At 58.8% G+C, this 25,978-nt stretch carries 23 protein-coding genes and 2 pseudogenes; 16 read left to right on the top strand and 9 right to left on the bottom strand.

What is annotated here, in order from left to right:
• Positions 1-301 precede the first annotated feature (301 nt).
• Positions 302-736: a hypothetical protein gene (locus X728_RS1000000167700; RefSeq protein ID WP_050589861.1), complete on the top strand. Its 435-nt coding sequence runs from the start codon at positions 302-304 to the stop codon at positions 734-736.
• Positions 737-919: 183 nt separating this feature from the next.
• Here X728_RS1000000167700 and X728_RS1000000170175 read toward each other — a convergent pair whose 3' ends face one another.
• Entirely contained in the window at positions 920-1,192 is a 273-nt protein-coding gene (locus X728_RS1000000170175) for a hypothetical protein (RefSeq protein ID WP_155923936.1), read from the bottom strand.
• 35 nt (positions 1,193-1,227) lie between these two features.
• Between X728_RS1000000170175 and X728_RS1000000172050 the strand changes: the two genes are divergently transcribed.
• Entirely contained in the window at positions 1,228-1,356 is a 129-nt protein-coding gene (locus tag X728_RS1000000172050) for a hypothetical protein (RefSeq protein ID WP_023830978.1), read from the top strand.
• Between the two features lie 949 nt (positions 1,357-2,305).
• On the opposite strand, the gene X728_RS1000000168475 is transcribed toward X728_RS1000000172050, so the two are convergent.
• Positions 2,306-2,587, bottom strand: a complete 282-nt coding sequence (locus X728_RS1000000168475) for a helix-turn-helix transcriptional regulator (protein ID WP_081732343.1) — start codon at positions 2,585-2,587, stop codon at positions 2,306-2,308.
• Positions 2,588-2,778: 191 nt separating this feature from the next.
• On the opposite strand from X728_RS1000000168475, the gene X728_RS158880 reads away from it, so the two are divergent.
• Complete coding sequence (locus X728_RS158880) at positions 2,779-3,153, top strand: hypothetical protein (protein ID WP_155923934.1); 375 nt, start codon at positions 2,779-2,781, stop codon at positions 3,151-3,153.
• 2,958 nt (positions 3,154-6,111) lie between these two features.
• Positions 6,112-6,324, top strand: coding sequence for a hypothetical protein (locus X728_RS158885; protein ID WP_023713651.1), 213 nt, complete (start codon positions 6,112-6,114; stop codon positions 6,322-6,324).
• Here the strand turns inward: X728_RS158885 and X728_RS158890 are convergent.
• Positions 6,313-6,597, bottom strand: coding sequence for a hypothetical protein (locus tag X728_RS158890; protein WP_023830974.1), 285 nt, complete (start codon positions 6,595-6,597; stop codon positions 6,313-6,315). The genes X728_RS158885 and X728_RS158890 overlap by 12 nt on opposite strands.
• 73 nt (positions 6,598-6,670) lie before the next feature.
• Here X728_RS158890 and X728_RS01000000166455 point away from each other — a divergent pair.
• Positions 6,671-6,891: pseudogene (locus X728_RS01000000166455) on the top strand (hypothetical protein).
• Between the two features lie 217 nt (positions 6,892-7,108).
• Positions 7,109-7,720: an outer membrane protein gene (locus X728_RS158895; protein ID WP_245266084.1), complete on the top strand. Its 612-nt coding sequence runs from the start codon at positions 7,109-7,111 to the stop codon at positions 7,718-7,720.
• Between the two features lie 256 nt (positions 7,721-7,976).
• Here the strand turns inward: X728_RS158895 and X728_RS0134485 are convergent.
• Positions 7,977-8,150: pseudogene (locus tag X728_RS0134485) on the bottom strand (MucR family transcriptional regulator); the annotation flags it as partial.
• 320 nt (positions 8,151-8,470) lie between these two features.
• Between X728_RS0134485 and X728_RS158900 the strand changes: the two are divergent.
• Entirely contained in the window at positions 8,471-10,312 is a 1,842-nt protein-coding gene (locus X728_RS158900; RefSeq protein WP_023830972.1) for a mechanosensitive ion channel domain-containing protein, read from the top strand.
• A gap of 443 nt (positions 10,313-10,755) precedes the next feature.
• Here the strand turns inward: X728_RS158900 and X728_RS158905 are convergent, their stop codons facing one another.
• Positions 10,756-12,471 (bottom strand): hypothetical protein, encoded by a 1,716-nt coding sequence (locus tag X728_RS158905; RefSeq protein ID WP_023830971.1) that lies wholly within the window; start codon positions 12,469-12,471, stop codon positions 10,756-10,758.
• A gap of 93 nt (positions 12,472-12,564) precedes the next feature.
• Between X728_RS158905 and X728_RS158910 the strand changes: the two genes are divergently transcribed.
• The 9 genes from X728_RS158910 (at position 12,565) to X728_RS158950 (ending at position 22,030) form a co-directional block, all read left to right on the top strand.
• Positions 12,565-12,900 carry a hypothetical protein gene (locus X728_RS158910; protein WP_348625628.1) on the top strand — a complete coding sequence of 112 codons (336 nt, stop codon included), beginning with the start codon at positions 12,565-12,567 and terminating at the stop codon, positions 12,898-12,900.
• A gap of 53 nt (positions 12,901-12,953) precedes the next feature.
• Positions 12,954-13,751 carry a hypothetical protein gene (locus tag X728_RS158915; RefSeq protein WP_023830969.1) on the top strand — a complete coding sequence of 266 codons (798 nt, stop codon included), beginning with the start codon at positions 12,954-12,956 and terminating at the stop codon, positions 13,749-13,751.
• A 490-nt stretch (positions 13,752-14,241) separates the two neighbouring features.
• Positions 14,242-14,640, top strand: a complete 399-nt coding sequence (locus tag X728_RS158920; protein ID WP_023830968.1) for a hypothetical protein — start codon at positions 14,242-14,244, stop codon at positions 14,638-14,640.
• A gap of 513 nt (positions 14,641-15,153) precedes the next feature.
• Positions 15,154-15,897, top strand: a complete 744-nt coding sequence (locus tag X728_RS158925) for a peptidylprolyl isomerase (protein ID WP_245266083.1) — start codon at positions 15,154-15,156, stop codon at positions 15,895-15,897.
• Positions 15,894-16,940: a HupE/UreJ family protein gene (locus X728_RS158930; protein WP_348625627.1), complete on the top strand. Its 1,047-nt coding sequence runs from the start codon at positions 15,894-15,896 to the stop codon at positions 16,938-16,940. Before X728_RS158925 ends, X728_RS158930 begins: the two co-directional genes overlap by 4 nt.
• A gap of 10 nt (positions 16,941-16,950) precedes the next feature.
• Positions 16,951-17,730, top strand: coding sequence for a hypothetical protein (locus tag X728_RS158935; protein WP_031195033.1), 780 nt, complete (start codon positions 16,951-16,953; stop codon positions 17,728-17,730).
• A complete protein-coding gene (locus tag X728_RS158940) occupies positions 17,727-19,661 on the top strand; it encodes a DUF3604 domain-containing protein (RefSeq protein WP_023830963.1) in 1,935 nt (644 codons plus the stop codon). The genes X728_RS158935 and X728_RS158940 overlap by 4 nt, the downstream gene beginning before the upstream one ends.
• A gap of 128 nt (positions 19,662-19,789) precedes the next feature.
• Positions 19,790-20,314 carry a hypothetical protein gene (locus tag X728_RS158945; protein WP_023830962.1) on the top strand — a complete coding sequence of 175 codons (525 nt, stop codon included), beginning with the start codon at positions 19,790-19,792 and terminating at the stop codon, positions 20,312-20,314.
• A gap of 675 nt (positions 20,315-20,989) precedes the next feature.
• Positions 20,990-22,030, top strand: coding sequence for an NAD(P)-dependent alcohol dehydrogenase (locus tag X728_RS158950; RefSeq protein ID WP_196815056.1), 1,041 nt, complete (start codon positions 20,990-20,992; stop codon positions 22,028-22,030).
• A 294-nt stretch (positions 22,031-22,324) separates the two neighbouring features.
• On the opposite strand, the gene X728_RS158955 is transcribed toward X728_RS158950, so the two are convergent.
• From X728_RS158955 to X728_RS158965, 4 genes are all read right to left on the bottom strand, one after another.
• Positions 22,325-23,359 (bottom strand): hypothetical protein, encoded by a 1,035-nt coding sequence (locus X728_RS158955; protein WP_023830960.1) that lies wholly within the window; start codon positions 23,357-23,359, stop codon positions 22,325-22,327.
• An 85-nt stretch (positions 23,360-23,444) separates the two neighbouring features.
• A complete protein-coding gene (locus X728_RS158960; protein WP_023830959.1) occupies positions 23,445-24,764 on the bottom strand; it encodes a Dyp-type peroxidase in 1,320 nt (439 codons plus the stop codon).
• 35 nt (positions 24,765-24,799) lie between these two features.
• Positions 24,800-25,345, bottom strand: a complete 546-nt coding sequence (locus X728_RS1000000167695) for a hypothetical protein (RefSeq protein WP_023830958.1) — start codon at positions 25,343-25,345, stop codon at positions 24,800-24,802.
• Positions 25,346-25,492: 147 nt separating this feature from the next.
• Positions 25,493-25,954, bottom strand: a complete 462-nt coding sequence (locus X728_RS158965; protein ID WP_023830957.1) for a hypothetical protein — start codon at positions 25,952-25,954, stop codon at positions 25,493-25,495.
• Between the last annotated feature and the right edge of the window lie 24 nt (positions 25,955-25,978).

The raw sequence follows: 25,978 nt of genomic DNA, 5'->3' as shown, positions 1-25,978 counted from the left end.
GAGTTCCTGGAGCCCCGCTGGACGATCCAAATCCTGACCGAACTCTGGAACGGCTCGACCCGCTTCAATGACATTCGCAAGGGGGTGGGCAACGTCTCGTCCGCCCTCTTGTCGAGGCGGCTCAAGGACATGGAAGCGTTGGGCCTGGTCGAGCGCGTCGAGGACGGGGCGACGGGCGCCATCTGCTATTTCCGTACCCAGAAGTCGATAAACCTCGNGCCTGGTCGAGCGCGTCGAGGACGGGGCGACGGGCGCCATCTGCTATTTCCGTACCCAGAAGTCGATAAACCTCGAGCCGGCGATGAACGCGTTAGCGGAATGGGCGCAATGCAACATCGAGGCGGAAATCGCGCTCGACAACGTAGATGTTTCGACCCTCATGTGGGCTGTGCGGCGAAAGATTGACCTCGCTGGCCTGCCGCGGCGGCGCGCCGTCATCCGCTTTCATTTCCGCGACGATCCCCCACCGAAGTGTCCCCATTACTGGTTTGTGGTCGAGCCAGGCGCGGACTTGCCCGAGCTCTGCTCGCTTGACCCCCGCCGGGACGTCGATCTTTACGTTGAGACCGGCGTTGTTTCACTGGGAGCCATCCTGGAGGGCCGATCCAGCATTGAGCGTGAGAAAGAAAGGGGCGGCCTTTTCCTCAGCGGTGACCCCGGCCTTGCCCGCAGCATGGACCGTTGGCTGCGAACCTCGGTCTATGCGGCGCTTGAAGGAATCGTCCAGCTTTCTTGAAGGCCATGTTTGGAGTGCAGCCTTGCGCAACCCGCCCAGGACGACAAAGCCATTTGGCTGGCCTCAAAAGCTATGGTGCAATCGTCCGTTGTTGATTGCTGCTCAGTTAAAGCCGCCAGTCCGCATTCGGCGCCAATGCTGCCCGAGGAGCAATGCGCCTCTGAGGTGACCAGAGTGAAGAAGCTAGGCCAAACCCGCACGACGGGCGCCTTCTCTGATTGCAGCAATGGCGACAGGATTGGTAACCGGATAGGTTCTGATGAACACCTCAGCCGTGAAATTCGGGAACTCGTCCTTCAGTCGCGAATTGATCCTGGCGACCTGAGGAGTTTCATTGAGCATCGCATGAGCCATTGCCACAAACAGAAGGGTGGCGGGCGAATCTGGCGCAGATTGACGTAGCGCGACCAGTGATTCACGGTAAAAGCCAAGAACGTAGCTGCATCGAGCGAGCATTCCATNTCATTTGGAGCAGCCACCAACACTCGGTCATGTTCTTCGACAGCAGCTTCGACATCGCCCTGCAATGCCCGAAGATCGGCAAACATTATGCGGGCGTAAATGTCGGCCGGGTCGAGCGCCAGCGCTTGCTTGACACATTGGCTCCAGCTCTCGATTGAGCCGGAAAGGTTGTCGGTAAACCCGTTGATAGCTTCCACAGCATGCGCAAGTGCCAGCGCGGTCCAAGCTCTTGCTANAGCGCCAGCGCTTGCTTGACACATTGGCTCCAGCTCTCGATCGAGCCGGAAAGGTTGTCGGTAAACCCGTTGATAGCTTCCACAGCATGCGCAAGTGCCAGCGCCGTCCAAGCTCTTGCTAGACCCGGGTCGAGTTCGATCGCACGCGCCAGTAGCCGTATCGCCTCCTTGTTCGACTCACGGGTGAAAAGGTGCTTCTGCTCAAGCCCAAGCAGATAGCAGTCATAGGCCTGCAAACTTGCTGGAGCCTTCCGACGAGCCGCATCGCGTCGCAGATTGGCGAGCTGACCGTGGCAAGTTGCAAGGACATTGATGACGTTTTCGGTCACGCTGTCCAGCATCGCAAACAGGTTGTTCGCGGAACGATCGTAACGCATCGTCCAGACATCGACCCCTGTGTGGGCGTCGACGAGTTGGACGCGGATGCGCACCCGCTGCCCGTCCACTTGAAAACTTCCCTCGATCACATAGTCGGCATTCAACTCTCGTCCGAGAGCTCGCACGTCAACATGCCGTCCCTTGTAGGAAAGCATTGTTTGGCGGGCGATCACCGCAAGGTCCCGGTAGCGAGAGAGATCAACTATGAGGTCCGCCGACAAACCATCAGCGATACGAGTCCAGCGTTCTTCTCCGCTCAAATTGTCGAACGGGAGAACTGCGAGGACCGGCGGACCCGGCTCGTCGGTCGAAAGACTTCCGGGCCCGATCCGATAAGCCGGCGAGAGGATTGCCTACGGCGCGAAGCATCGTTCTATTTTCCTTGCTGCCGACCTGTGGCCAGAACCCGATGGCCTTACGTCAGGATGAAAATACTACAGATGCGATATCGAAAACACTGCATTTGCACGATTCCATGCGATGGGTCAGCATCCTAGTCTCTGCAGATCGGCAGGGCAGGNTCGGTCGAAAGACTTCCGGGTGGTGCATGGCTGCGGTCCTGCTGGCGGTGATCGGCAAGTAACCCAGCAAGCGCCACTTTACTACGAACATCGAGCTTCCGATAAATGGCCGAAAGATGGGTCCGAACGGTGGTAGGCGCTATGAAAAGTGTTTCGCCGATTTCGCGATAAGTCATTCCCTCCGCAAACTTTGCCGCGACCATCAACTCCCGATCCGATAAGCCGGCGAGAGGATTGCCTACGGCGCGAAGCATCGTTCCATTTTCCTTGCTGCCGACCTGTGGCCAGAACCCGATGGCCTTACATCAGGATGAAAATACTACAGATGCGATATCGAAAACACTGCATTTGCACGATTCCATGCGACGGGTCAGCATCCTAGTCTCTGCAGATCGGCAGGGCAGGTTGCTGGCAGGCCTGGTCGATTCGGAACACGGAGGGCTCCATGACAAAGTTGTCTGTCTTGACCGTAATACTGGTGCTTTTGGTGTCGGTGGGGCAATGCTTGTCCGAAGGTACCCAAACCAACAGCAAACTGACTTCCGAAGAAGCGGTGAAAGCTGCCAGCTCTGAACTGTATTCCGACATTCTCGTGCGAGCATGCAGGAACGGATGGCGGTATCCGCGCAGCTACATCGAAAATGGATTCAGGCGCCACCTGGCGGAGCTGAAACTGCAGCTTGTCGATCAGGGTTACAGCGTCGTACCCAACATGACCGTGAATGATCTGCCCGTCCGAGTACCGATATCGGAGACCAAACGCCGTCTGGTTGGCTCGCGCCAATTCAGCTGTTCCCACCCATACTGGCGCTATGAATGACTCCACGCGACGGTGTGCAATCTGACAGCCTGATTTCCGGCGGTTCTCCCCAGGTTGGAAGGAGGCGTTGACGAATGGCAGGTTGTTATTCCAGGAGGAGTGACACTCCTCCTGGAGCTGTAAACAACGTCATGGAATGACCGCTCTTCGGCTGCGTGGCTCCGCAAGCTGCCGATCCGCTACCGGCCCTGTTCCAGCCGTCAAGGGGCCGGCCGGTAAGAGCGCCCGCTAAACTTGGTCGTCAAAGCAGCGTATTCGTCAGTTGACAAGGCAAACTTCNGTGCAATCTGACAGCCTGATTTCCGGCGGTTCTCCCTAGGTTGGAAGGAGGCGTTGACGAATGGCAGGTTGTTAGTCGAGGAGGAGTGACACTCCTCCTGGAGCTGTAAACAACGTCATGGAATGACCGCTCTTCGGCTGCGTGGCTCCACAAGCTGCCGATCCGCTACCGGCCCTGTTCCAGCCGTCAAGGTGCCGGCCGGTAAGAGCGCCCGCTAAACTTGGTCGTCAAAGCAGCGTATTCGTCAGTTGACAAGGCAAACTTCGCTCGATGACCGTGAACTCGAACGGCAGCTTACCGACGAGCGCTTCCTAGAAGCAGACCGTCCGGATACGGCCCCAAATGAGACGTTGGAAGCATTGAGGGCAGGGGACAGTTCGTGGCGCAAACGAGATAGCAGCTCCGAGTGGTCATCGCTGTTCGCGAAACGGTCGATTCCTGGAAATCGCAATGTCGTGTATCGACTAACGCGCTATCTCGGCTCGAGGACCAATTCAGGTACGCGCCTGACATTAGCTGTTGAGCATAGATCCGTGCGTCCCGGAAAGCGGACGCGGCACGATCCGGGTTAGGCGAGTAAGATACGCTCGATGACGGCGGCGCGCGCGGAACCGTCGCAACCAAGGATGAAGCTGTTGCTGGAGTCGAGCGGGCATTCACGCGGCCATTGCCGGAGCAGATCGGCGCTAGGACGGCCCAGCAGCCTTTGTCGCGGGGGGACACTTTGCGGCGGGCGGGCCGCTGGGCTCGACCGGTGAGACTCAGCGCCGTCCGGCAAACAATATGCGCACGACTGCCAATGCCAACGAATCATACAAACGGAGGAAGTAAGCGATCTAACCAGCTATCGCCATTTCCGATGCGAACGCCTAAGCCTTTTATGAGACCTAAGCGCAGCTTGCAGGCCGCAGCATGGTCCCAATTTGGGACGAATAGTTTGGCACCCATATTGCACCCACATCTTTCGCCGGCTGATCCCCGGTCCTGATCGCGTACTCTGATCAGGTGTAAGGCTCGCCGGGCTCGAGGTAGTTGGGGTCTTCGCCCGGCGAGTTGTCTACCAATGCGCAGTCACAGCCACACGGTGACGCCATACTCAAGCATTCCGCGGTTGTGCATCGCCCGACCAAGGTCCGATCGGTATGGGACTTCAGTCGCGCAAAGGGCCGATACGGTCTCCGACTCCGGATTTTTTTGCTAGATTTCAGAGGGTTACAAAGCGCTTCGCAGTCGTCAGTCGCTCATTGCAACAAGCATTTATCTAAAGTTCATTCAGTCGAATTAGGAAACTCTTATAAGCCGCTCTATAACGAATCGGCGAGGTGGNCATTTATCTAAAGTTCATTCAGTCGAATTAGGAAACTCTTATAAGCCGCTCTATAACGAATCGGCGAGGTGGCTATTCGCCTGAGGAGGTACCATGACATCCCGAAAAACGCTGTTGGCAGCGCTTGCCGCGCTTGCGCTAGTGACCGCTCCTGCTTTCGCTGGCGCGGGTGGAAATGGTGGTGGTCACGGCAATGGTGGTGGTCACGGCAATGGCGGTGGTCACGGCAATGGCGGTGGTCACGGCAATGGCGGNATCGGCTCACGCCGGAAAGAAGGCCTCGGGCGAAGACCAGGTCGCCGTCGACGACATTGAGGTCGCCGCGACGCCTAAGGACAAGAACATTCACGCCAAGCTTGGCCGGCTGAACTCGCTGCAGCGCAACATCAACGCTTACATGAACTCCAAGAGCAAGAAATTCGCCGGCATTCAGGCTTATGTGACAGCGTCGGCGGCCGCCAAGGAAGCCCAAGCCGCGGTAGATGCCGCCCAAGCCGAAGTCGACGCGTTGAACGCCAAATTGAACGACCCGAATACTCCGGCCGACCAAGTCCCGACCCAGGAGCAGATTGACGCAGCGCAGGCGGCGCTCGATGCCGCCAATATAGCGGCGGCCGATGCTGCTGCCGCCGTCCCGTCGCTGGATGACGCGCTCGCCGATATGGCCAACAAGCCGGTCGACGCCGAGGTCACCGAATGGGCCAACGGCGTGCTTGCCGAGAAGATCGACGAGATGGCTGCCAAACAGGCTCCTGAGCCAACACTTTAAGACCCGTCACAGCTGAAGCGATGCTAGCCGAACGTTCAAGCCGCCGGGTTACACCCCCGGCGGCTTTTGGTGGCTCGACGGAACCACTCAGGGAAATGCGTTACGCAGCGATGAGCCAAGCTCCGTTCACCGGCTTTTTGTATATTACGGAACCTGAAATTTGGGAGCATGTTGATAGAACGGCAGCGAGTGGGTGTTCGCTGCCGGTCGAGGTCCCGCAAGACTCGGCCGGGCTCGCACCACCTCGCCGGTCGGTGCGAGCCCACCGTCGCGCGACCAAGCGAGCTTCCCTTTCTCCGCCCCTCACGCGCAATTGCATCTGGTCGATCGTTGCGACGATCGCAGCCGCCAGCGCTTCCGCCTCATCCATGAGCCCCGCCCCATAGAGACCGTTCACCGCTTCCTCGCTAGGCAGCACGCCGGGCGGGCAGTGGTCCTCGATTGTGTGCCGGATGAGCGTCAACGCTGCCCGACATTCGGCGGCTTCGATCTTCGTAACCATTGAAACATTCACCTTAGCTAAAATGTTCCGGAACCGATTTCAGGCTGGCGGCTTGAGACGGTGAGGGAAGAACACTAGTCATGCCCATCAGACGAAAAGCCGTGGATGCCGGGATTTTTAAGCCTGCCGAATTGGCCTTGCTAGGGCGCGTTTTCGAGCAGCTTAAACTCGTCGACGACCAATCACCCGATGCGCAGGGCCGGTTGGCCTCTCGGATCATTGCCAACTACATGGCCGGGATAAAAGATGAGGCCGAACTTCTCTCGCTTTCGAAGCAGCCGTTAGGGCGGTAAGGTCGGGAAAGCTAGAGCTTCACCAGCCGCACAACCAAGCGCGACCGTCACCACCGGGCCACTCAGGCTGACCGTTACGGCGTCCTTCTCGACCCGTGTGGCGCTGCCGATCAGTTCGATGGTCTGACCTTTGACCACCTTCGTGGTGCTATCCCGAACGGAATGCGGAAATCCGTAGGTCGGTATCGACACGCTGATCCTGTCGTCAGTGACGCGTCGAATAATGGTGGCGTCGATCGCCACCTCATCGCCGATTTTGAGACCACTAGCCATGCACTGGAGTCTGGTGCGGCCGTCTCAGGGGTCAAGTAGCGGAACCTGATATGCGCTTTGAACTTATCGGCTGATGAGCACACGCGGTTTCAATTTGCTCGATCGCTGGATCGGTAACAATCTCCCCGAAACGGCGAAGGCAGACACGGTTTCGATCAGTGAGCACACACACAATTGTATGCCGACGCTAAGGCGCTGGGGATCAGGCGCGAAGAGATCGACGAAGAAGTTGACAGCCTATATCGAACGCTTGTCGATGCTGTGGCGCACTTTGATCCTGGCTTGACCGAATGAGTGTTCGCGGCAGGAAGTTTCTCGACAAATGGGTAGCCGAAAGTTGCCCATTGTGGCGCGAGGCGATCCGATCGCCGCCAGCGGATTGGCAGAGGAGGCTCATGCCACCTGTGGGCAGCTGCTCATGCCCGCAGCCGATTTGACTGCCAACTGTGGCAGAAAAACAACTACCCCTAACGGCGCGCTCTGCTACCAAAGGGCAGGTCAGGAGATGCCTATGAAGACGCTGCTTCTTGGTTTGTCGTTGTCTCTGATAGGGTCTTCGGCGTTTGCTGCCGATGCCGTTCTCGAAGAAGTCACCCCAGTTTTTAGCTGGACAGGTGGGTATATCGGTCTTCAGGCAGGCTACGCCCGGAGCGACGGGAATATACGCCAACGCAGCGGCCGCGGCTTCGTTGAGACAGATCCTGACGGGTTCCTTGGCGGTCTCTACGCCGGTTACAGCTATCAGATGCCGAGCAATATCGTCATTGGTGTGGAACTGGACGTCGTGTATGCGAATGTTGATGGCAGCGGCCAAATATTCGCGGCTCCAGGTCTCCCGGTTCCGGGCGGCATCGCGATCGAGGAACTGAATTGGAGTGGGGCNTATATCGCGGGCGGCGTTGCATATGGCGGCATCGACACAAGCAGTAATACCGTCTCAGGTTCTTTCGGAGATACACTCACAGGATGGACGATAGGCGCCGGCTTGGACTACGCCATGACCGACAATCTTCTGCTGCGGGCCGAGTACCGCTATACTGACTTCGGCACTGAAGCGTTGCCAAATGGTAAGGTTGATTTAAAGACCAACGAAGTTCGCTTCGGCATCGCCTACAAATTCTAGTCATCGTAATTCCAATAGAAAGCCTGCCGCTTGCCGCGACGAGCTTTTCTTTGTGCACCGCTAATTCTGGGGACCGTGGCATCTGCATGAAGATGGCCGGCGCCGCAATGGGAGCATTGCCTGATCAGCGCCGGCCGGGCGGTAAAATCAGGTCCGCCGCAACTCAAGCGATAGCTGATTCTTGACGTTGCGTCAGGTGGGGTCGGACTAGGCCTTCTTCGCCCGTTTCGCCGGCGCCTTAACCTCAGCCTTCCGAGTTCGGCGCGACCATGGGGTAATCGCGAGACAAGCCCCACTTCTCACGGTATTCGTCGGGTGTCATGCCAAGTAGGCCAAGGTGGCGTTTCATAGACTGGAATTTCCGGCCGTCTTCCAGGCTGATGATGTAATCCGGGAATACAGACTTTTTTGGATTTGCCGCAGGCACAAGCTCTTTCGAAGCCGGTGCGATCTGGCTGCTCAAACCTGACAATGAAGCGCGTTGGCAACATTTCCATAGGCGCAGCGAGAGCCCCGAAGTTGTTCATCCACGCCAGAAGCCTCGACGCCTCTTCGTCGACCAGGCAGAGCGGCAGGCGTTTGCCTAATAGAGCCAGAACAATCGGTTCGGCGCGTTAGCACTCGACCCCCGCGTGGCATCTGGCTGGGCAAAAAAGCTTGAATTGTCCGACGGTTGGGCGCTGATAGGGAGACAGCGACCGATGAGCGAGAGCCGGAACTGGCTTGCGAGGCGCTTGAGGGGGAGAAATCGTGGATACGACGGCGGAAACGGACGTTACTTCGTTGATTTCGGGCTTCGAACAGTTCGCCGGGCGGTTCGTCTCAGGACTGTCCGCGCGGTTCGCCGCTCTAAGCGGCGTCCCCGTTGACATTGAAAACCTGAGGGCCTCGCTCGCGGCCGGGGGAACGTCTCTCCTTGCGCTCCTGTTCGAGATTGTGTTGGTCGTTGCGCTCGTCGCGGGCGTGTTCATCCTGCTCGCTCGGCAATTCAAGAAGGCGAGTGCCACAAGCAGTGCATGGCGCAAAATCTTCGCGGGCTTGGCGGCTACTGTGGTGGCGATGGTTATCGGCTTCATTGCTGCGCGGCTGCTGGCCGGTTCGGGCCTGCCTCTGCAAACCCTTCACCTTTGGACGGTAGTGACCGTACTCGGCCTCATCATCCTCGCCGCCGTCAGATCACTCTTGATGGCATCGAGGCGAACCGAGTTCTCGGAGCGCTCCGTCCATCTGCTGGCGCTGGTGCACGACCTATCACTTGCTATTGGCTTGGCGATCATCGGCGTTGCGCTGTTCGCGACGTTGCGGCTCTGGAGCGTCGGGCCGGCCTTGGGGGATCTGCTGCGAACAGGCTTGGGAATTCCGATCTACCTTGTGTTTGCATGGGCGGTATGGCGGCACAGACGCACAATGGCAGCAGCCGTCGCCGGTCCGCGCCCCAGAAGCCGGTGGCGCACCCGTCTAGCCAAATTGTGGCCGCCAATCGTGATCGCGTTCCTGATAATCACCTTTCTCAGCACTCAGGCCGCGCTGACCCTGGGAGCATCGCTTCCTGGGTTGGCCGTTCTGCTGACCGCGTTGGTGTTTCTCGCCGCGCCGCATCTCGACGCAATGATCGGGAACTGGGCGCAGCGCGGATTGGAGTCTCCTGACATCTCGATCTTGGCAGCGGCAGGGCGACAGACCGCCCGCTTCACTGTCGTGGCTATCATGATTGCCATGCTGGGAACGTTATGGGCGACACCGCTAGCTGCCGGGTTCGGCATAAATCTGCGACAGGTCGCCAAGGGGGCATCCGGTTTGGCGCTGATCATGTTGGGGGCGGCTTTTCTGTGGAACGTAGTCGGCACGGGGACGGCTCGCGCCTTGCGCGCAGAGTTACCCACCGAAGGTGGTGATGAGGAGATGCTGGGTGCGCCGCGTTCACGGCTGGGCACGCTGGTGCCGCTGCTCAGCGCGGTCGGCAAATCGAGCATTCTGGCCTTGGCACTACTCTCGATCCTGGTGTCTATCGGGGTCAATGTCTGGCCTGTGATCGCTGGCTTGAGTGTGTTCGGGCTGGCCATCGGCTTCGGCTCGCAGACATTGGTCAAGGACCTGGTCTCCGGGCTGTTTTTCCTGATCGATGATGCATTCCGCTTCGGCGAATATATTGAAACGTCAGGCGCCAAGGGGACCGTAGAAAAAATATCGGTTCGGTCGGTTTCTCTGCGCCATCAGCGCGGTGCCTTAGCAACAATTCCTTATGGCGAGATTGGCAAGATCCAGAATTTCAGCCGCGACTGGATGATCGAGAAACTGACCTTTCGCGTTGCATTCAACACCGATGTCGACAAAGTCCGCAAGATTTTCAAGAAGATCGGCCAGGATATTTCGACCAATCCGGAACTTTCCGGAGATTTGCTCGCCCCGTTCAAGAGCCAAGGTATTGCCGAGGTTGAGGACGGCACGCTGGTTATCCGGGCCAAATTCATGGCGAAAGCGGGCAAACACTTCATGATCCGCCGCGCCGTTTTGCTCGCCGTGCACCAGGCATTTCAGGAAAACGGCATTAAGGCCGTCCCAAAGCCACTGACCTCTAATCCCGGAGCCTGAGCATTCCGAATAATCACGGCTACGCCGTCGTGAATTCGTGTCGCTACCGGCCGTCAGCCCACGATCACCGGAAGCATTCTCTCCCTGCCTTTCCTGTGCAGCCGCCGCGCACTTCCTTTAGGCTAGCATGTCTACACTGATGCGGGCGCTGCAAGAGGGAAGGGCGCTCGGGAGAACATTGCGCTTGGTCTGTGCGCCAGCCAGCCCACTGAATCCCTTGCAGCCTTCCCTAACGGGGTTTTTGGCGGGCCGAGGGTTGGCGAGCGTAATGTGGAGCGGCAGGGGCATGAGGCACCCTGAAAATCGCTGACCACCTAAACCCTAGGAGAGCACGAACTCCCAGCGGGAAATCCTTATCTTCGGCAATAGCGAAAACCCACACGTCGCGTCATCGAGCAGTACCATCGGATGGTCTCCTCAAGCCCACCATGACGCTGCGGCTTTCAGTCCGCCACGTCGAAGCCGGCTTTCCTCAGCGAGCCGATGATGAATTCGACGTCTTGCACACGGGCCAACCGCGTAGAAGCGACCTGACGCAGGCTCTTCACCAAATTAGGTTGATTTTGGTACAGCCATTCAACCTCGCGATCAGCCTCGATTTTGTATCCTCCTTCGCTGAAGACGGCAGCGGCAATCACGTGGTAGAGCGCGTTCAATCGAACCGGCGATTTCTTGATCCACATGACCGCCTGCGGATAGTCGCCGCTGAAATAAGAGCAAAGAGCCAGATCTGCTTCATAGTAACCTAAGGAACTCGGATTTCTTTGACGCGCCTCCACAATCAACGCGCAGCCGTCATGCCAATTTCCAGAGACCGCCAGACGCTGTCCGTATTCGCCCATGAACTCGGTATCGTTGGGATTGATGGCTAAACCTCGTTTACCCACTGCCAATGCCAAATTGATTTCCTTGCTGAAATAGAGCGCAAGCATTTCTCCCTGAAGCCCTCTTAGATTGAGAGGGTCGATTTCCGCCGCCTGCCTTGCGGCTGCCAAGGCGCGCTCGAGCGCGGCGGTGGAAGATTTGGGGTCGTCCGGGAATTCGAACCGATATTCATCGATGTAGACAAGCGAAAGAAGACCCCAGGCGGTGGCGTAATTCGGGAAGCGTCCCACGGCCTTCTCGAGGCACGTACGCACGGATACACGGGTCTCGGGACTTAGCTCGATCCGATATGCATAGAAAGACAGCGTGCAAGAATATGCCACCCAATCGTCGGGCGGATTGTTGACATGGAGATTGGCATCCGCTTGGAAGATAACACCATAGGTTTGAGCCAGGCTCGTCGACACGTTTCGCGCGATGTCTGACTGGGCCTCGACAAGTTCCGCGACTTTCATCCGGCCATCATAGCTGTGCGCCCACAGAACCGAACCGTTGGCTCGGTTGAACAACCTGACCCGAAGCAGAAAGGTATCGACCGACAGATTGACGCTTCCGGCAAGGACAAATCGTGGTGGCAACGTCGACGTGTCGCCGTCCTTAGGCCCCGACTCCATAACCACGATGTCCCTGAACTTAGAAAGCTGGCTGACAATTTCCTGCTTCAACCCGCTCGCAATGGCCGCCGCCGCGGCGTTGCCGGTGAGATCGTCAAAGGACTCAACCAGTACTCGGGGCGTTTCTGGCGCGCTTGACCTGACAGACGCCCACGACCACGCCAAGACCGACGCTCCAGCCGCGAGAATGGCTGCTAGCGTCGCCGGCAACAGGAACGCAATCCTGCGGGCCGGAGAGTGGGTGATTGTTTGAGAAACAACGCCCACTTGCGGCTCCGCCAGCGAAGGCTGAGAACGAAGCGCGAAGACAGGAGCATATCCTCCTTTTGGAATCGTGATCAGGATTGGGTCTGTGTGTCCGGCCGTCAGATAGTAGCGCTCGAGCGCGCGCCTGAGGTGGCCAGCCTCGATGCGAACGATCGGATCCGTTTGCGGGTCGAACGACTCGCCGCGACCAAATACCTCGACTGCGATAGAATAGGCCTTGATACGGTCGCCACGTCCCGACAATGCTTCTTCCACCACATGGGTGAGGAAACGGCGCTCGCGGCCGGTGGCATCGAAGTCCGCACTACCGAGGATAAGAGCAAGTTGGACGCGACAAGCCTCGATGGGGACCACATGCTCCCCCGGTGCGGGCGTTTCCGCCTGGATTACCATATCTTGGCCCCCTGCAACCGCTGCTTTTGTTGTTGTGCGGTTACGTGCTTATCCACGTAACTTACCTTCTGCTGCCGTCACTTTGCAATACGATTGCTTGAAGTCGATGAGCTGGACGTCATGAACACAAAAGACGGATCGTCTGACAGACACCGAGCGGTCTCCGCGGCAGTGCGCCGATACCCCCAGTTTGAATTGACTGTCTATCGGCTGATGGACCGAAGTGAGAGCTTTCGCGACATTTGCGAGGAACTCGCCGATGCAGAGTTTGCGCTTTCGAAGGTCGACGAGGTCCCGCCGGCATTGCGCGAAGCCAGACGAGCCGAATGGCAGGAACTGGTGGATCGCTTGGTTGGAGAGCTAGGCGCAGCAGTGCTGAACACCGACGCTGCCCGGAAATCGGGTATCAACCCCTGGCCGCCACGGTGAACAAGTCATGAGTGCCGGGAGCAATAAATTCGTAAAGGAAGGAACCTGACATGATGGCTGTCAATCGGACAAAAGCGCTGGGTTGTGCCGTTCTTTCCTTCCTTTGGCTTGCCCATCCCGCCGGAGCCGCTGATGCGGTCTCACCAGTGACGCCGGACTTGAAGCCGGTGGTCACCGAACAAGGGTGGACGTTCTCCGTCGCGCCGTATTTCTGGGCGGCTGGAATGTCGGGGGAAGTGGCGCAATTCGGTCTGCCCCCCATCGACGTTGATGCGAATTTCGGCGACGTCCTGAAGAATCTCGATTTCGCGGCAATGGCTGTCGCCGAGGCTCGCTACGGCCGCTACAGCATTTTCGGCGACCTTCAGTATGTGAAAATATCTGGAGAAAGCGGCACGCCAAGAGGCGTCGTCGCCACCAGTGTCGAGCTCTCGTCGAAAACGTTTTCAGGGCTGGTCGGAGCTGGCTATTCGATCTTCCAGAGTGACGCCGGACGCCTCGATTTCGTCGGCGCCATGAGGGTCTGGTCCGTAAACACGGATCTCGACTTCCATGGCGGTGTCCTTGACGGGGTGTCCGGCAGCGATGGTGGGACCTGGGTGGATGGCCTGGTTGGCGTTCGCGCGAGTTACTCGCTCACGCCTGAAGTCTATGTAACGGGCTGGGGCATGGTTGGTGCAGGCGCAGCCAATGTCGACTGGGACGTCGCGGCGGCCCTGGGCTACCGATTCCACGAACGGTTTTCGGCGGTCGCCGGCTACCGAGCACTCGGCGTCAACTACCGCAGTGACGGCTTCGTCTTCGATGTCGTCCAGCAAGGACCGATCATGGGATTGGTCATGCGTTTCTAGGATTCGACTTGGATCAATGAACAACGATGGAGGAAGCGATGACAACGAAACCTACATTCCGCAAGTGCGCCGTCCTGGCCTTGCCTTTGGCAACTTTCGTACAGATTGATCCCATCTCCCTCGTGACTCGGGGATCGATATCATCTGAAGCGTTGGCCCGCGTTGGACGCCCTCTTACGGCCACAAGCGCAGCGGGAGTCGCGCGACGCGCGACCCGGCGAACCATCCGGAGAACAAGCGTGTACGTAGCTAGCCTGCCGGCCGGTTGCGCCAAGACTTCGGTTAACGGGACGGCCGTCTGGCATTGCGGCGGGAAATATTATCAGCACTCGGGCTCGAAGTACGTGGTCGTCCACGTCAACTGACATAGCCTGCGACCGGATAAGCAGATCCGAGGCTTGCGCCAAGGTCCTGACGTACGGCCGAGGCCTGCGCCAGTTTGCTGCCAGCGCCAAAATCGGCGAGCCTAGCGATGGACAAAGTAAAATAAATGAACGCGACACGAACACTATTTCTGGTCGTAGTTGCGGCGGTCGAAGCGGCAACAGGTCTCGGTCTTTTGTTGCTGCCTTCGGTTGCATTCGTACTGCTTCTCGGATTGGAAGGCGCCGCGGTTGAAGCATTTTTTGTCGGCCGCATTGCGGGCGCGGCGTTACTTGCCATAGGTGTCGCAAGCTGGATGGCGAGGAAAGACGGCGCAAATCCTTCACTATTCGGATTCCTGACTGGCATTCTGATTTACAACACGGCGGTGTCAATTCTCCTCGTCTACGCGGCCGCAGTCCTGAAGATGACGGGCGTTATGCTTTGGCCCACGGTTGCATTTCATGGCCTTCTTGCGGTCTGGGGTGGTCTGCTTCTACGGGGCATTCCGCAGGCAAACCGGTGAGAGCCGACGGCAAGATGCCGCGCTCGCCCGGGCACATTTACGAGTTCGTTCGCGGCAACGACAGCAGCTCTGTAGAGCTATTACATGCTTCCCCCACGTAACTTACATTCCAGCGTCAGCTCTTTGGGGCCTACTATCCATGAAGGAATGCAGGAAGTGCTCATCGAGTATCGCGCCCGAATTGCGTTGCGCGGGTAATTTGAGAGCTTTCCCATTGTCGCAGCCGGAGCGCTTCGCAACGAGGGGCAAACATGGGCGAGATCGTATCGGTCTTACTAGTGGCGGTTCCGCCGGTTTTCGGCGTCGAAGGCAACCGGCATTTGACAATGCCTGCGTGGCCCGCGTGCGAGATGCTGCCGTAGCTGGAGCGAAGGAGGGCGTATGACGTTGCTCAGGGAGCCTCTGCTGCATTTTGCCGTTGCCGGCGGGATCCTGTTTGGCGGCTATTCCTGGCTGAACGACAGGCATAGCGAAGCAACAACCAGCGAGCAGATCAGCCTCGGCGAAGGCGACGTGCGCTGGCTCAAGCAGACCTGGTCGACCCAATGGCTGCGCGAGCCAACCGCCGATGAGCTCAAGGGTCTTGTCGATGATCTGCTGAACGAGAAAGTGATGGCGCGCGAAGCGCAGGAGATGGGCCTCGAGAAGGACGACACCATCATCCGCCGCCGCCTGGCGCAAAAGCTCAAATTCCTTGTCGAGGACACGGCCCAGCTTGTCCAGCCGACCGAAGTGGAACTGCGGCAGTTCTATGCCGCCAACCCCGCGCACTTCGAGACGCCCGGAACACTTTCATTCCGGCAGGTCTACTTCAACCCGGAGCATCGCAAGGATGCCGCGGCGGAGGCGACCGCCGCGCTGGGTGCGTTTGCCGCGAAAGTAGGGGACGACTCGATTGAGGGCGACCGGCTGCTGTTCGGCGACAGCTTTGCCGACACTGACGAACAGGCGCTGTCGGGAATGTTCGGCGCCGATTTTGCCCGCCAGGTGTTTGCCTTTGAACCCGGCGGATGGCGCGGTCCGGTGAAATCTGGCTACGGCTTTCATCTGGTGCTCGTCACACAGCGCACGGCGACCGCGCCGAAGCCCTTTGAGACCGTGAAGGATGCCGTGCTGGCTGACTGGCGTTCTGCGAAGCAGACCGAGCTCAGCCGAAACTATATGGTCGAGCTGCGCAACAAATATGACGCGGCGCTGGATGCCAGCGCAAAAGCGCTGCTTGGGCAAGAGAACACACCGAAGGTGGCTGCTCAATGAACCCACTCGCCAGATGGCCCGCACCCGTACGAGTTGTTCGGGCCGCGATGCAGTGCGTTCGGCTGGCTGTGCTGACCGCTTGTATCGCCATGCTGGTCCCGCTAGTTGCCGCCGCGCATGAGGTGCGTCCGGCCTATCTGAGCGTCCAGGAAGATGCACCCAATGAATTCAGCGTGTTGCTCAAAACGCCGATGCAGGGCGACGCGCGCCTGGCGCTGTCGGCCCTGTTTTCCGGCAAGATCGAGAAGGTGACGCCGATCGTCTCGCATCCGACCGGCGATGCTATGGTGCAGACCTGGCGCATGCGGACGCTTGAGCCGCTCGCCGGTCAGAACGTCCTGATCGACGGGCTGCAAAACACCATGACAGACGCGCTTGTCCACGTGGTGTTCGCGAATGGTAACAGTTGGACGGCGCGACTCACCCCCAGCGACCCGTCGGCGATCATCCCGGCGTCGCAGAGCGTCCGGGCGGTGTTCGTCACCTATGTTCGCAACGGCATCGAACATATTGCCTTTGGCTTCGACCACCTGCTCTTCGTCGCCGGGCTGATGCTGATCGTGCGCGATTGGCGCAAGCTCGTGAAAGCGATTACAGCCTTCACTGTGGCTCATTCGATCACCTTAAGCTGCGCCACCCTCGGGTGGCTGACGCTGCCGTCGCGGCCGGTGGAAGCGATGATCGCCATCAGCATCGTCATGGTTGCCGCCGAGGTCGTGAGGATGGAGCGCGGGCAGCTCAGCCTGGCCATTGTGAGACCATGGATGGTGGCCTTCGTTTTCGGCCTGCTGCACGGTTTCGGCTTTGCGGGGGCGCTGGTCGAGCTCGGCCTACCGCAGGGCGACATTCCGCTGGCGCTCTTGGCCTTCAACGTCGGCGTCGAACTCGGGCAACTAGCCTTCATCGCCGTTTTGCTGACGGCTGTTTATTCGGTGATGCGGTTCGCCAAGATCCCGCGGCAGGCGATCGTCGGGTCGGCCTATGTGATCGGGACCATCGCGGCATTCTGGAGCGTCCAGCGGCTGGACGCGATGTTCTTGTAAGGAGGAGCAAATGGGACCCGCAAGACTGCCGCGCCGCCGCCTGAGTAGCCGGAAGCTTGGGCGCGCTACCGCGGTAGCCTTTGTCGCATCTCTTTTGGCCGCTGCTCCGACGTCCAAGGGACAGGCTTGCGGCTATGACAGCCCGCAGACCGCTTCGCAGGGTTTCCTGAATTGGCTCTATCCGGATTCACTCTATGTCGTCGGCGCCATATCGAAGGAGGTGGCAGCGGGACGGCTGCCGGTAGCAAACTTCGATCAAACGGGACCAGACCTGTTCGGGCACAGATTCAAGCTGACGGCGACGGCGCTGGAGCAATTCGGCGACATGCTCCGGGCGGCGTCGCCGGGTCCGGCCCAGCCTTCGGTTTCCCTAGTCGTCGTTGAGCCGATGCTGTGGACACGCTTCGATCAGGGTCCCGAGGGCTTGCGCACGACGGTTCATGTTACGGGGGCGCTCCGCGGCGACCTTGTCCTCGTATCGGGCGAAGCCGTATTAACCGAAATCGCGTCGCGGCGGTTGACCTTCGGCCAAGCTGTCAAGCGCGGCGTGGTGCGTCTCTATGGGACGGCCCCGCAGATCGCCCAATTCCTGCTCAGCTATTCGGACGTCGGCGCCAACGACAGTGCTGTCGAAACATCATTGAGGCCGGTCTTCTCGCTGGCAAGCGTGGCGGCCGGCTCACCCCATTTCGCTTCGTTGCAGTCGCACCCGGTTGGCATCGCGCCCGCCGAGCTCGGATGCACACCTGACCACGCTGAGATTTCATTCCATGAGGGAGAGAGACAATGATCCGGAAACCATTGAGAATTACCAGTTTTGTGTTGCTTGCCGTCTGCGCAAGCGCCGTGGCGAGGGCACAGGATGCCGGCACCTATACCGTGGAGGAGGCGGGGCAAGCCATCAAGCCCCGGCCTTACTCACCCTATGCCGGGCGCAATTTCCCCACGCGGCCGCTGTTTGGTGATACGCATTTGCACACCGCCCTGTCCTTCGACGCCGGGGCGGCCGGAGCCAGGCTGGGACCGCGCGAGGCCTACAAATTTGCGAAAGGCGAGGAGGTCATTTCCTCGACAGGACAGCCGGCCAGGCTGTCGCGTCCGCTCGACTTCTTGGTCGTCGCAGATCACTCCGACAATATGGGATGGTTCACAGACTTCATGGCGGGAAAGCCGGAGATCCTCCAGAACGCGCAAGCCCGCAAGTGGTACGACCAGATACAGTCGGGTCAGGCGGGGGAAGCGGCGTGGGACATCGTCGTGACTTTTTCGCAAGGCAAATTCCCGCCCGATATCATCTACCAGCCGGGCAATCCCGCCTATCGGTCGGTGTGGCAGAGCATCATCTCGGCAGCCGAAGAAGCCAACGATCCGGGGCGCTTCACTGCTTTCATCGGCTTTGAATGGACGTCGCTGTCCAAGGGCAACAATCTCCACCGCAATGTCATATTCCGCGACGGTGCAGAAAAGGCCGGTCTCATCGAACCATACACAACGCAGCCGCCCATTGGCAGCAACAACCCGCGCGACCTTTGGAAATGGCTGAAGAACTATGAGGACACGACCGGCGGCGATGTGCTTGCCATCGCCCACAATGGCAATCTGAGCAATGGAGAGATGTTCCCGATCATTGAGCCGGTCACCGGCAAGGAGATTGATCGCGAATACGCCCAGCAGCGTGCCCACTGGGAGGTGCTTTACGAAACCACCCAGATGAAAGGTGATGGTGAGAGCCATCCCTTTCTTTCTCCCAATGACGAATTCGCCAACTTCGAGAAATGGGACAAAGGCAATCTTGATCTCAGTGTGAAGAAGACACCGGACATGCTGGAGTTCGAGTATACGCGCTCGGCTCTCAAGAACGGGCTGAAGCTGGAAGCCAAGCTGGGGGTCAATCCCTACAAATTCGGCTTGGTCGGGAGCACAGATTCGCACACGGGCCTCTCCACTGCCGACGACGACAACTTCTTCGGTAAGATCTCGACCGGTGAGCCGAGCCCGGAACGCTGGTCGCACCCCTTCATGGCAAACCCCAAGCTCGGGCTCAAGATCCTGGGCTGGGAGACAACTGCATCGGGCTATGCCGCAGTGTGGGCGCAGGAGAACACACGCGCCTCGATCTTCGACGCCATGAAGCGGCGCGAGACCTACGCCACGACCGGACCACGGATGACAGTTCGGTTCTTCGGCGGTTTCGATTTCGTCGAAGCCGACGCCAATACCCGCAGCCCAGCGATCGCCGGCTACACCAAGGGCGTGCCGATGGGCGGCGACCTCAGTCAGGCGCCCACGGGCAAGGTGCCGACCTTCCTGATCGCGGCGCTGAAAGATCCGATCGGCGCCAATCTTGACCGCTATCAGATCGTAAAAGGCTGGCTGGACGCCGGCGGCGAGGTGCATGAACAGGTCTACGATGTCGCCTGGTCTGGAGACCGTAAGCCGGGCACCAACGGCAAGCTGCCGCCGGTCGGCAATACCGTTGACGTGGCCAACGCCACCTGGACCAACACGATCGGATCTCCGGAACTTGTCGCTGTGTGGAAAGACCCGGATTTCGACCCGTCCCAGCGGGCCTTCTACTATGGCCGCGTCATGGAGATCCCGACACCACGCTGGCCCGCCTATGATGCCAAGTACTTCGGCATCAAGATGTCGCCGGATGTGAACATGACGACACAGGAACGAGCCTACACATCGCCGATCTGGTATACTCCAGCCGGATAAAGAAGTGGCGGCTAGGGGAGATCGGACTAATGAAGCCTACGAGCAACGCTCAACGATGAGCATGGCAGTAACAATCCCATAATAACGAACATTCATGAGCAAGAACGACAACAAAGGAAGAGGATACCATGCGAAACTTCGTGATCATCACGGCAACGTCAGTAGCACTTTCGTCTGCGACGGTAGCTTACGCACAAACACAAAATCCCCTTCCGAAGGCCAGCGATGTGCTTGTCCGATACGGGGACGACGTCGAGGGCTGGACGGTCTATGCAAATCAAACCCGCGGAGATTGCTTGATCGTGCGCCAAGATGGGCCAAGTGCGGTTCAAATGGGCGTCACCGCAAATCAGGAGGTCGGGTATCTGGGCGTGTTTACGAAGGTGGATATCGGCCTCAAGAACGGAAACACGTCGGACATTTTCGTCTCTCTTGACGGGCATCTCTATAAGGGTGTGGCCACCAGCTCAACCGGCGAACTTAAGGGTGGATATTCTGGTGGCTACATTTTGACCGACGACCCGAATTTCAAGCGCGACGTAGCGAAGAAGTATCAAATGACCGTGTTTCCGGAAACCAAGGGGACCTTCATCGTCGATCTGGAGGGGACTTTCAAGGCAATGGCAGTCGGCCGCAAATGCCTCAAGCATTGACCGCCAGGCAATATTCCCACCCACTCCTCCACCTGGCCGTAGTTAGAATTGCTCAGGGATTGGCGAATTTAGGGTTGCGCTTCATCCCTCAACGTGGTGACGGATAGAGGGGATTTGCGGCTCGGTTCGCGACTGTCTGCGTGAGAGCGTCCGGCATCTACCGAGCGTCCGCTTTCCGGCGGGCCATCAAAAGCAGCGGCAATCTGGTAGACGTAGAAACTTACCCTTCCCTCCACGTAACTTACGTTCCCCCGACGGCTCGGTCCGGTAGTCTCGTGATAACTCGAACCAACAAACGGGATAAGACGCCGGCTGGCTGACGAAAGCGGTCTCGGAGGTTGCGCTTTGGAAGGTCAACGAGGCCCCGCCGGCATTGCGCGAAGCCAGACGAGCCGAAGGGCAGGAACTGGTGGATCGCTTTGATTGGAGAGGTAGGAGCGGCAGTGCTGAACACCGACGCCGCGCGGAAATCGGGTATCAACCCTTGGCCGCCACGGTGAACAGTCATGAGTTGCGCTGACTCTCGACGGAGAGGTCACCTTGACCGGCTCGGCGATACGATCATCGTACGGCAGTGCTTGCAAGGTGGAGTCAGGGTACGCGAGATTCCTTCGATTTCCTCAAAACTGTTAGAGCCACAATCCATTCGATCAGCCTCTCGAAATTAAGGGCACAATGATGAAAGCATTCCAGTTCATCGCAGCGCAGAAGCCGGCCGAACTCCGCGAGGTGGCGGTGCCCGAACCGGGTGCGGGTCAGGTGCTGATCAAGATCGGGGGCGCTGGCGCCTGTCACTCCGACCTGCACATACTCGAAGCGCCGCCGAAGCCAGGACCTGCCCGAAAGCCCTTCACTCTCGGCCACGAGAACGCGGGCTGGGTCGAGAAGCTTGGACCAGGCGCAACGGGGTTTGCAAATGGCGACCCAGTGATTGTCTACGGCCCTTGGGGTTGCGGCCTTTGCATGAACTGTCGGGTGGGTCGGGAGAACTATTGCCAGAACCCCGGGGATACCAAAGCAGGCGGCTTGGGCTCCGACGGCGGCATGGCCCCCTATTTCCTGGTCCCGTCAACGCGATTCCTCATACCCCTGGGGACCCTGGATCCTCGCGAGGCGGCTCCACTTAGTGACGCCGCTCTCACAAGCTATCACGCGGTTAAACGGTCGCTCCACCTACTGGGTGCGGGCTCGACCGCTGTAGTGATTGGTGCCGGCGGCCTCGGGCAGATGGCTATTCAGGTCTTGCGAGTGCTTAGCGGGGCAACAACCATCATTGCTGTCGACACTTCGGCCGACAAGCTTGCGATCGCCAAGAACATGGGCGCCGACGAGGTGTTGCTCTCGAGCGACGCGGCGGTTAAGCGCATCAAGGACATGACGCGAGGACAGGGCGCTGAGCTGGTGCTTGACATGGTGGGCGCGAACCCGACCCTCAATATGGCCGCGCGTGTGGCTCGAGTGCTGGGTCACCTCACGATCGTCGGGCTGGGTAGTGGAGCTGTGCCCGTCAACTTCCGGGGCCCGGCGATGGAGTGCTCGGTTTCGTCACCCTACTGGGGTTACATCCCCGAGCTGATCGAGGTTGTCAGCCTCGCGCAAGCGGGAAAAATCAAGATGCTGGTGGAACACTTTCCGCTAGAGCGGGCGGCCGAGGCCTACCACCTTCTTCACGAAGGAAAGATTAATGGACGCGCGGTTATTACCCCGAACGACTGATCTTCGCCGCTGACAGAACGGCAGCGGCCGACAGATCAGTGAAACGGGCGCATTCAGTTCGGAACAGGTCGTCCAGACAGTGAATGTCTACCCAAGGTAGAGGAGGCTTTCACCCGAATTGCAACATGGCGTCTCAACGATTGGCAGCTCGGGCAAGCGCCATTAGATGTTTAGTCCCAGGCTTTTCATCAAGTTGTTAAAGTTGACGTCTCCCGCATCTAGACTAGAGGCTCTTCGGCCTCAATTTCGGTCTACCAAAGGCGAACCAGAAATACGCATGGACGGCATGCGACGTCACTGCGGCAATTCGGTTGGTTCTTCCCGAACGGCACCATTGGCGGTTCGACGGTACTCGGACACCATCTCGTAGACCACCCTTCGCGCGCGGTTCATGTTACCAATGGGCCGATGCTCGGGCAGCGCATGCCAAGGGTTGAAGGCAAGGGTTTCGGCCATTTCTATGCCCTTCATGGTGATGTCCTGGCGTGGAATGCGAACGATCGCCACTCGCTGGAATGGAGATTGCGATTCATCCCAAACCGTGAGCGGCTCTTCGACTGGCATCCTCACGGGATCAGTCTGAACCTGGACCATGAAATCAAAATAGACGTCGCTCTCAACGACCTGCTTCCTCATCGCTTCGCGCAGGAAGTCGGGTCCCTCGGACGCCGGCGGGCGATTTGCGGTGTTGAAGATCGGCTTGGCACTGAACTTTATCGCATTCGGACCAAGCATGTACGGGACTTGGCTGAAATACCGGACCTGGAGCGGGTTGTAGAACGGCTCTAGCGACTGGCGCAAATATAGCGCGTGCTCTGGTCGGTGCGCTTCATAAAACCGCGCCCGGTCTTCGGGTGAGCTAGCTATGTGCAAGGCCTCGTAACTCTCAAAGGACTGAGCAAGGAACCCTGGGAAATTTATCATAATGAAGTCTTGCGTCATCGCGTGCCTCTCGGACGCCAGAAGTTTTTCCCCCTCGACGCCGAGAAGTTTTATGGCCATGCCTCCGGAACGCGGGAGACGTGTGTCGGGATAGCTGAAGACGTCTCCGGCAGAAAACCGAATGAGTGCATCGAATTTGCGCGGTGCCTTGAACACGCCATGGCGCAGAGCGTAAGAAAAATCGTCGAGCACGATAAACTCCGCGGTCACGAGGCCGTGGGTTTTCGGATGCGCGTCGCGCTGAATGGATGTGGAACCCGGCTGATACTGTCCACGCAGCCGATCCATGGTTAGCTTCTTGAGAGTTTCAATAAAAACCTCTTCGGACGGGTCAAGCGTTTCTTCTGCCAAGCCCGGAGTGTAGGTGCCTGATTGCGCTTCTGACATTAAATCATCTCCCTCATGCCCATCACTTGAACCAGAGACATCACTCTCCGACGGTCGATCATTTGGTGCACTCGTTTCCTCCGCCCTAGGTGTTCAGGTCAGCCAGCCAGCGCAGCGCTCGAAGTCCTGGCGCGAAGAAATACTCGCCACCCCGGTTGGTGACGAAGCCAGGCAGCCCCTTCAAGCGTTGACGGATCGGCTCTTGCGGGATTGTGAACTGACCAGTCCCATCGTTTGGACCTATCATCGGGTCTCTCTCGCCCTTGGCCCCGAAGAAGAGACCGTCGTTCACCCACTCTCTCTTAATGAACTCGAACTGTCGCTCCAGATCGGCGCCGACGAACGCGAACACCATGCCCCGATCGGCACCGTCGTCCTCCAACACACCCGCCGGGAGCATCGGGCCGTAGGCCATGCCGCGACGCAGGACGCGATGAAGGCGGGAAATCCCAGTGATTTTGGCATCGCGTGGATTCATCCGCCGGGCGTGGGAGCCCATGGGGCATCTCAGGCCCCGTGGGTCGTCAGCCTCATAGAGGAAATCGTCGTTTCGACGCCGATCGGCGCCGAGCTCTGGGTCATCGCGCTCTGGAGCCAGAGCGAGGGGCGCCCCGCTGGGCCACCGCCCGACGATCTTCGCGGCGAGACGGTCTTCGTCCTCCGGACGGGTGGCGCTTGCATGCACGTATTGTCGGAAAGCTGCCACCCGGGTGTGGTACTTCAACATGGCGAAGTAGCTGCCGTTCCGACCGAGCATCTCGGGCGCCGGCATCGCCGGCAGCACGTCCAGTTCATTGGTGTAGCCAAGGAAAAACTCGCCCGCCTTGATAGGCTGCTCCTGCGGGTTGGTGCCTGGAATGCCGCTGCCCTCAATGCCGGGACTGGCGATGCCATCCTTGAAACCGAACGGGTTGCGCAAGTCAGCCGGCACGTGGCAGTCCTGACGCCAGATCGCCTCGATGCCAGGCATCTCTCGCAATACTTCGCGCGCGGGCGCGAAAACCGCCTCCAGCTGCGCGGTACCAGGCGAAATCGCGGAGACCGCGATGTGGACATCCGGGCTGCCGAGCGGCCATTCCCAGTGGTCCGGCCCGTTCTCGCCCACATCGCCCAGCATCGCTGCGCGCGCGGCCATGCCCTGCTGGAACGCCAGCGGGAAGCTGTCGAGCGAGTCCTGCGGTACGCCTAGCGCCTTGAGGCCCTGGAAAGTAAGAGCGGTGCTGACCCAAGCCTTGGCAGCTGGATCGGCCGGATGGGCGGCATTGCCGAGCGCCGGTATCAACCGACGCAGCAACTCGCGACCCGCGCGCCTGTCATCGACGCGCAGGAGGATGTAGGCGCCGACGTACGGTATGGGACGGGGACGCAGGGCCCCGTTCTGGATATCGTCCAGTTCAAGATTCATAATCCACCCCACCCATCACTTAGCCAGCGCCCAGCTCAGTCGGCCGCCTCGGCAAGCAGCGCCTTTAAGGCTGGGTGCTTCAAGGCCTCGGCGGCGCCGGGCTGGTCGAGCGCGCTTTGGAACGCCTCCTGCACGCGCAGGGCTTTGCGAACTTCCTTGGCGGTAGCGCCTGGGTAGTAAGAGTAGGTGAGGAGTTCCTCGACTTTGTGGTCCTTCCAGAACTTGACGAAGGCGTCGCGGTTACTGGAACCCGGCCAGCCTTCCGTGTACTGCCAGGCACTATTGAAAACGCCAAACGTCGGACCTGGCTTAATTTCCATGGAATAGAAATCGCTGAGATAGCTGTCGGTGTCGCCATCGAACTCGCTGGTGAACACGAGATATTTGTCGTTGAGGATGAAGAACCGCTGAAAATGCAGGATGCCCAAGACCTCGGAAATGGATCCGAATGTTCCTCCCTTCTTTGCAGCCTCCGCTATTTTAAGGAGGTTCTCAAGCTCGCCCGGCTTGATCTTGTTGACGATCGTGTACGTGTTGGTGAACGGCTTAGTGGCGTTTTTGGCCAGCTGCTTGTCATCCATGGTTTTTTCTCCTCAAAGCGGCAGATGTAATGGTCGAGTCTCGAAACAGATCGCGAGGGCAGGGAACTCGGTAGTGAATGCCTGATGGCCTACATCGCCACCCAACGGCTTGAAGCGACAGGTGATGACAGTTGGTCAAACCAGGTATCAACGGATCCATCTGACAAACCGCACGATCACTTCCTCGGCGATGACCATGGTCATGACGACAATAATCAGCGGCACCACGCCGTGCAGCATGCCTTCGAAGCGAACCCTGTCCCCGAACACGAAGGAAATCACCTCCAGGATCACGAACTTGGAAAGGAACAGCACCACCCATGCGCCGAAGAATCGCATGAACTTCATGAAGGCGCCTTGCCTTGCATGGAAGAACACGGCGACCTGATGCTCGATGGCGATGGTCCCCTTAAGGAGGGCCTGCAACAGGATGGCGGCTAGCAATGACACGCTGAAGGATGAGACTGTGACGCTGTCCGAAAACTCATCAAACAGGTTCAGGACCACGAGATCGATCAGGACACCAAAGAGATAACGTATGATCAATCGCTGGCGGTCAGTCGGCATTTCGGCCGTGGCCGGCAGAAAACCGTGAATTTTATCAGCCATGACGTCCCCTTAGAAAAGACTCCT

It is taken from the genome of Mesorhizobium sp. L103C119B0, from assembly GCF_000502235.1.
Taxonomy (GTDB): domain Bacteria; phylum Pseudomonadota; class Alphaproteobacteria; order Rhizobiales; family Rhizobiaceae; genus Mesorhizobium.
This window is presented reverse-complemented; position numbering and strand designations above follow the sequence as displayed.

Coding starts and splice junctions, on each gene's coding strand:
- X728_RS1000000167700 (WP_050589861.1), top strand. CDS start 302: ATGAACGCGTTAGCGGAATGGGCGCAATGCAACATCGAGGCGGAAATC.
- X728_RS1000000170175 (WP_155923936.1), bottom strand. CDS start 1,192: ATGCTCGCTCGATGCAGCTACGTTCTTGGCTTTTACCGTGAATCACTG.
- X728_RS1000000172050 (WP_023830978.1), top strand. CDS start 1,228: ATGTTCTTCGACAGCAGCTTCGACATCGCCCTGCAATGCCCGAAGATC.
- X728_RS158880 (WP_155923934.1), top strand. CDS start 2,779: ATGACAAAGTTGTCTGTCTTGACCGTAATACTGGTGCTTTTGGTGTCG.
- X728_RS158885 (WP_023713651.1), top strand. CDS start 6,112: ATGCCCATCAGACGAAAAGCCGTGGATGCCGGGATTTTTAAGCCTGCC.
- X728_RS158890 (WP_023830974.1), bottom strand. CDS start 6,597: ATGGCTAGTGGTCTCAAAATCGGCGATGAGGTGGCGATCGACGCCACC.
- X728_RS158905 (WP_023830971.1), bottom strand. CDS start 12,471: ATGGTAATCCAGGCGGAAACGCCCGCACCGGGGGAGCATGTGGTCCCC.
- X728_RS158915 (WP_023830969.1), top strand. CDS start 12,954: ATGGCTGTCAATCGGACAAAAGCGCTGGGTTGTGCCGTTCTTTCCTTC.
- X728_RS158920 (WP_023830968.1), top strand. CDS start 14,242: ATGAACGCGACACGAACACTATTTCTGGTCGTAGTTGCGGCGGTCGAA.
- X728_RS158930 (WP_348625627.1), top strand. CDS start 15,894: ATGAACCCACTCGCCAGATGGCCCGCACCCGTACGAGTTGTTCGGGCC.
- X728_RS158935 (WP_031195033.1), top strand. CDS start 16,951: ATGGGACCCGCAAGACTGCCGCGCCGCCGCCTGAGTAGCCGGAAGCTT.
- X728_RS158940 (WP_023830963.1), top strand. CDS start 17,727: ATGATCCGGAAACCATTGAGAATTACCAGTTTTGTGTTGCTTGCCGTC.
- X728_RS158945 (WP_023830962.1), top strand. CDS start 19,790: ATGCGAAACTTCGTGATCATCACGGCAACGTCAGTAGCACTTTCGTCT.
- X728_RS158950 (WP_196815056.1), top strand. CDS start 20,990: ATGATGAAAGCATTCCAGTTCATCGCAGCGCAGAAGCCGGCCGAACTC.
- X728_RS158955 (WP_023830960.1), bottom strand. CDS start 23,359: ATGTCAGAAGCGCAATCAGGCACCTACACTCCGGGCTTGGCAGAAGAA.
- X728_RS158960 (WP_023830959.1), bottom strand. CDS start 24,764: ATGAATCTTGAACTGGACGATATCCAGAACGGGGCCCTGCGTCCCCGT.
- X728_RS1000000167695 (WP_023830958.1), bottom strand. CDS start 25,345: ATGGATGACAAGCAGCTGGCCAAAAACGCCACTAAGCCGTTCACCAAC.
- X728_RS158965 (WP_023830957.1), bottom strand. CDS start 25,954: ATGGCTGATAAAATTCACGGTTTTCTGCCGGCCACGGCCGAAATGCCG.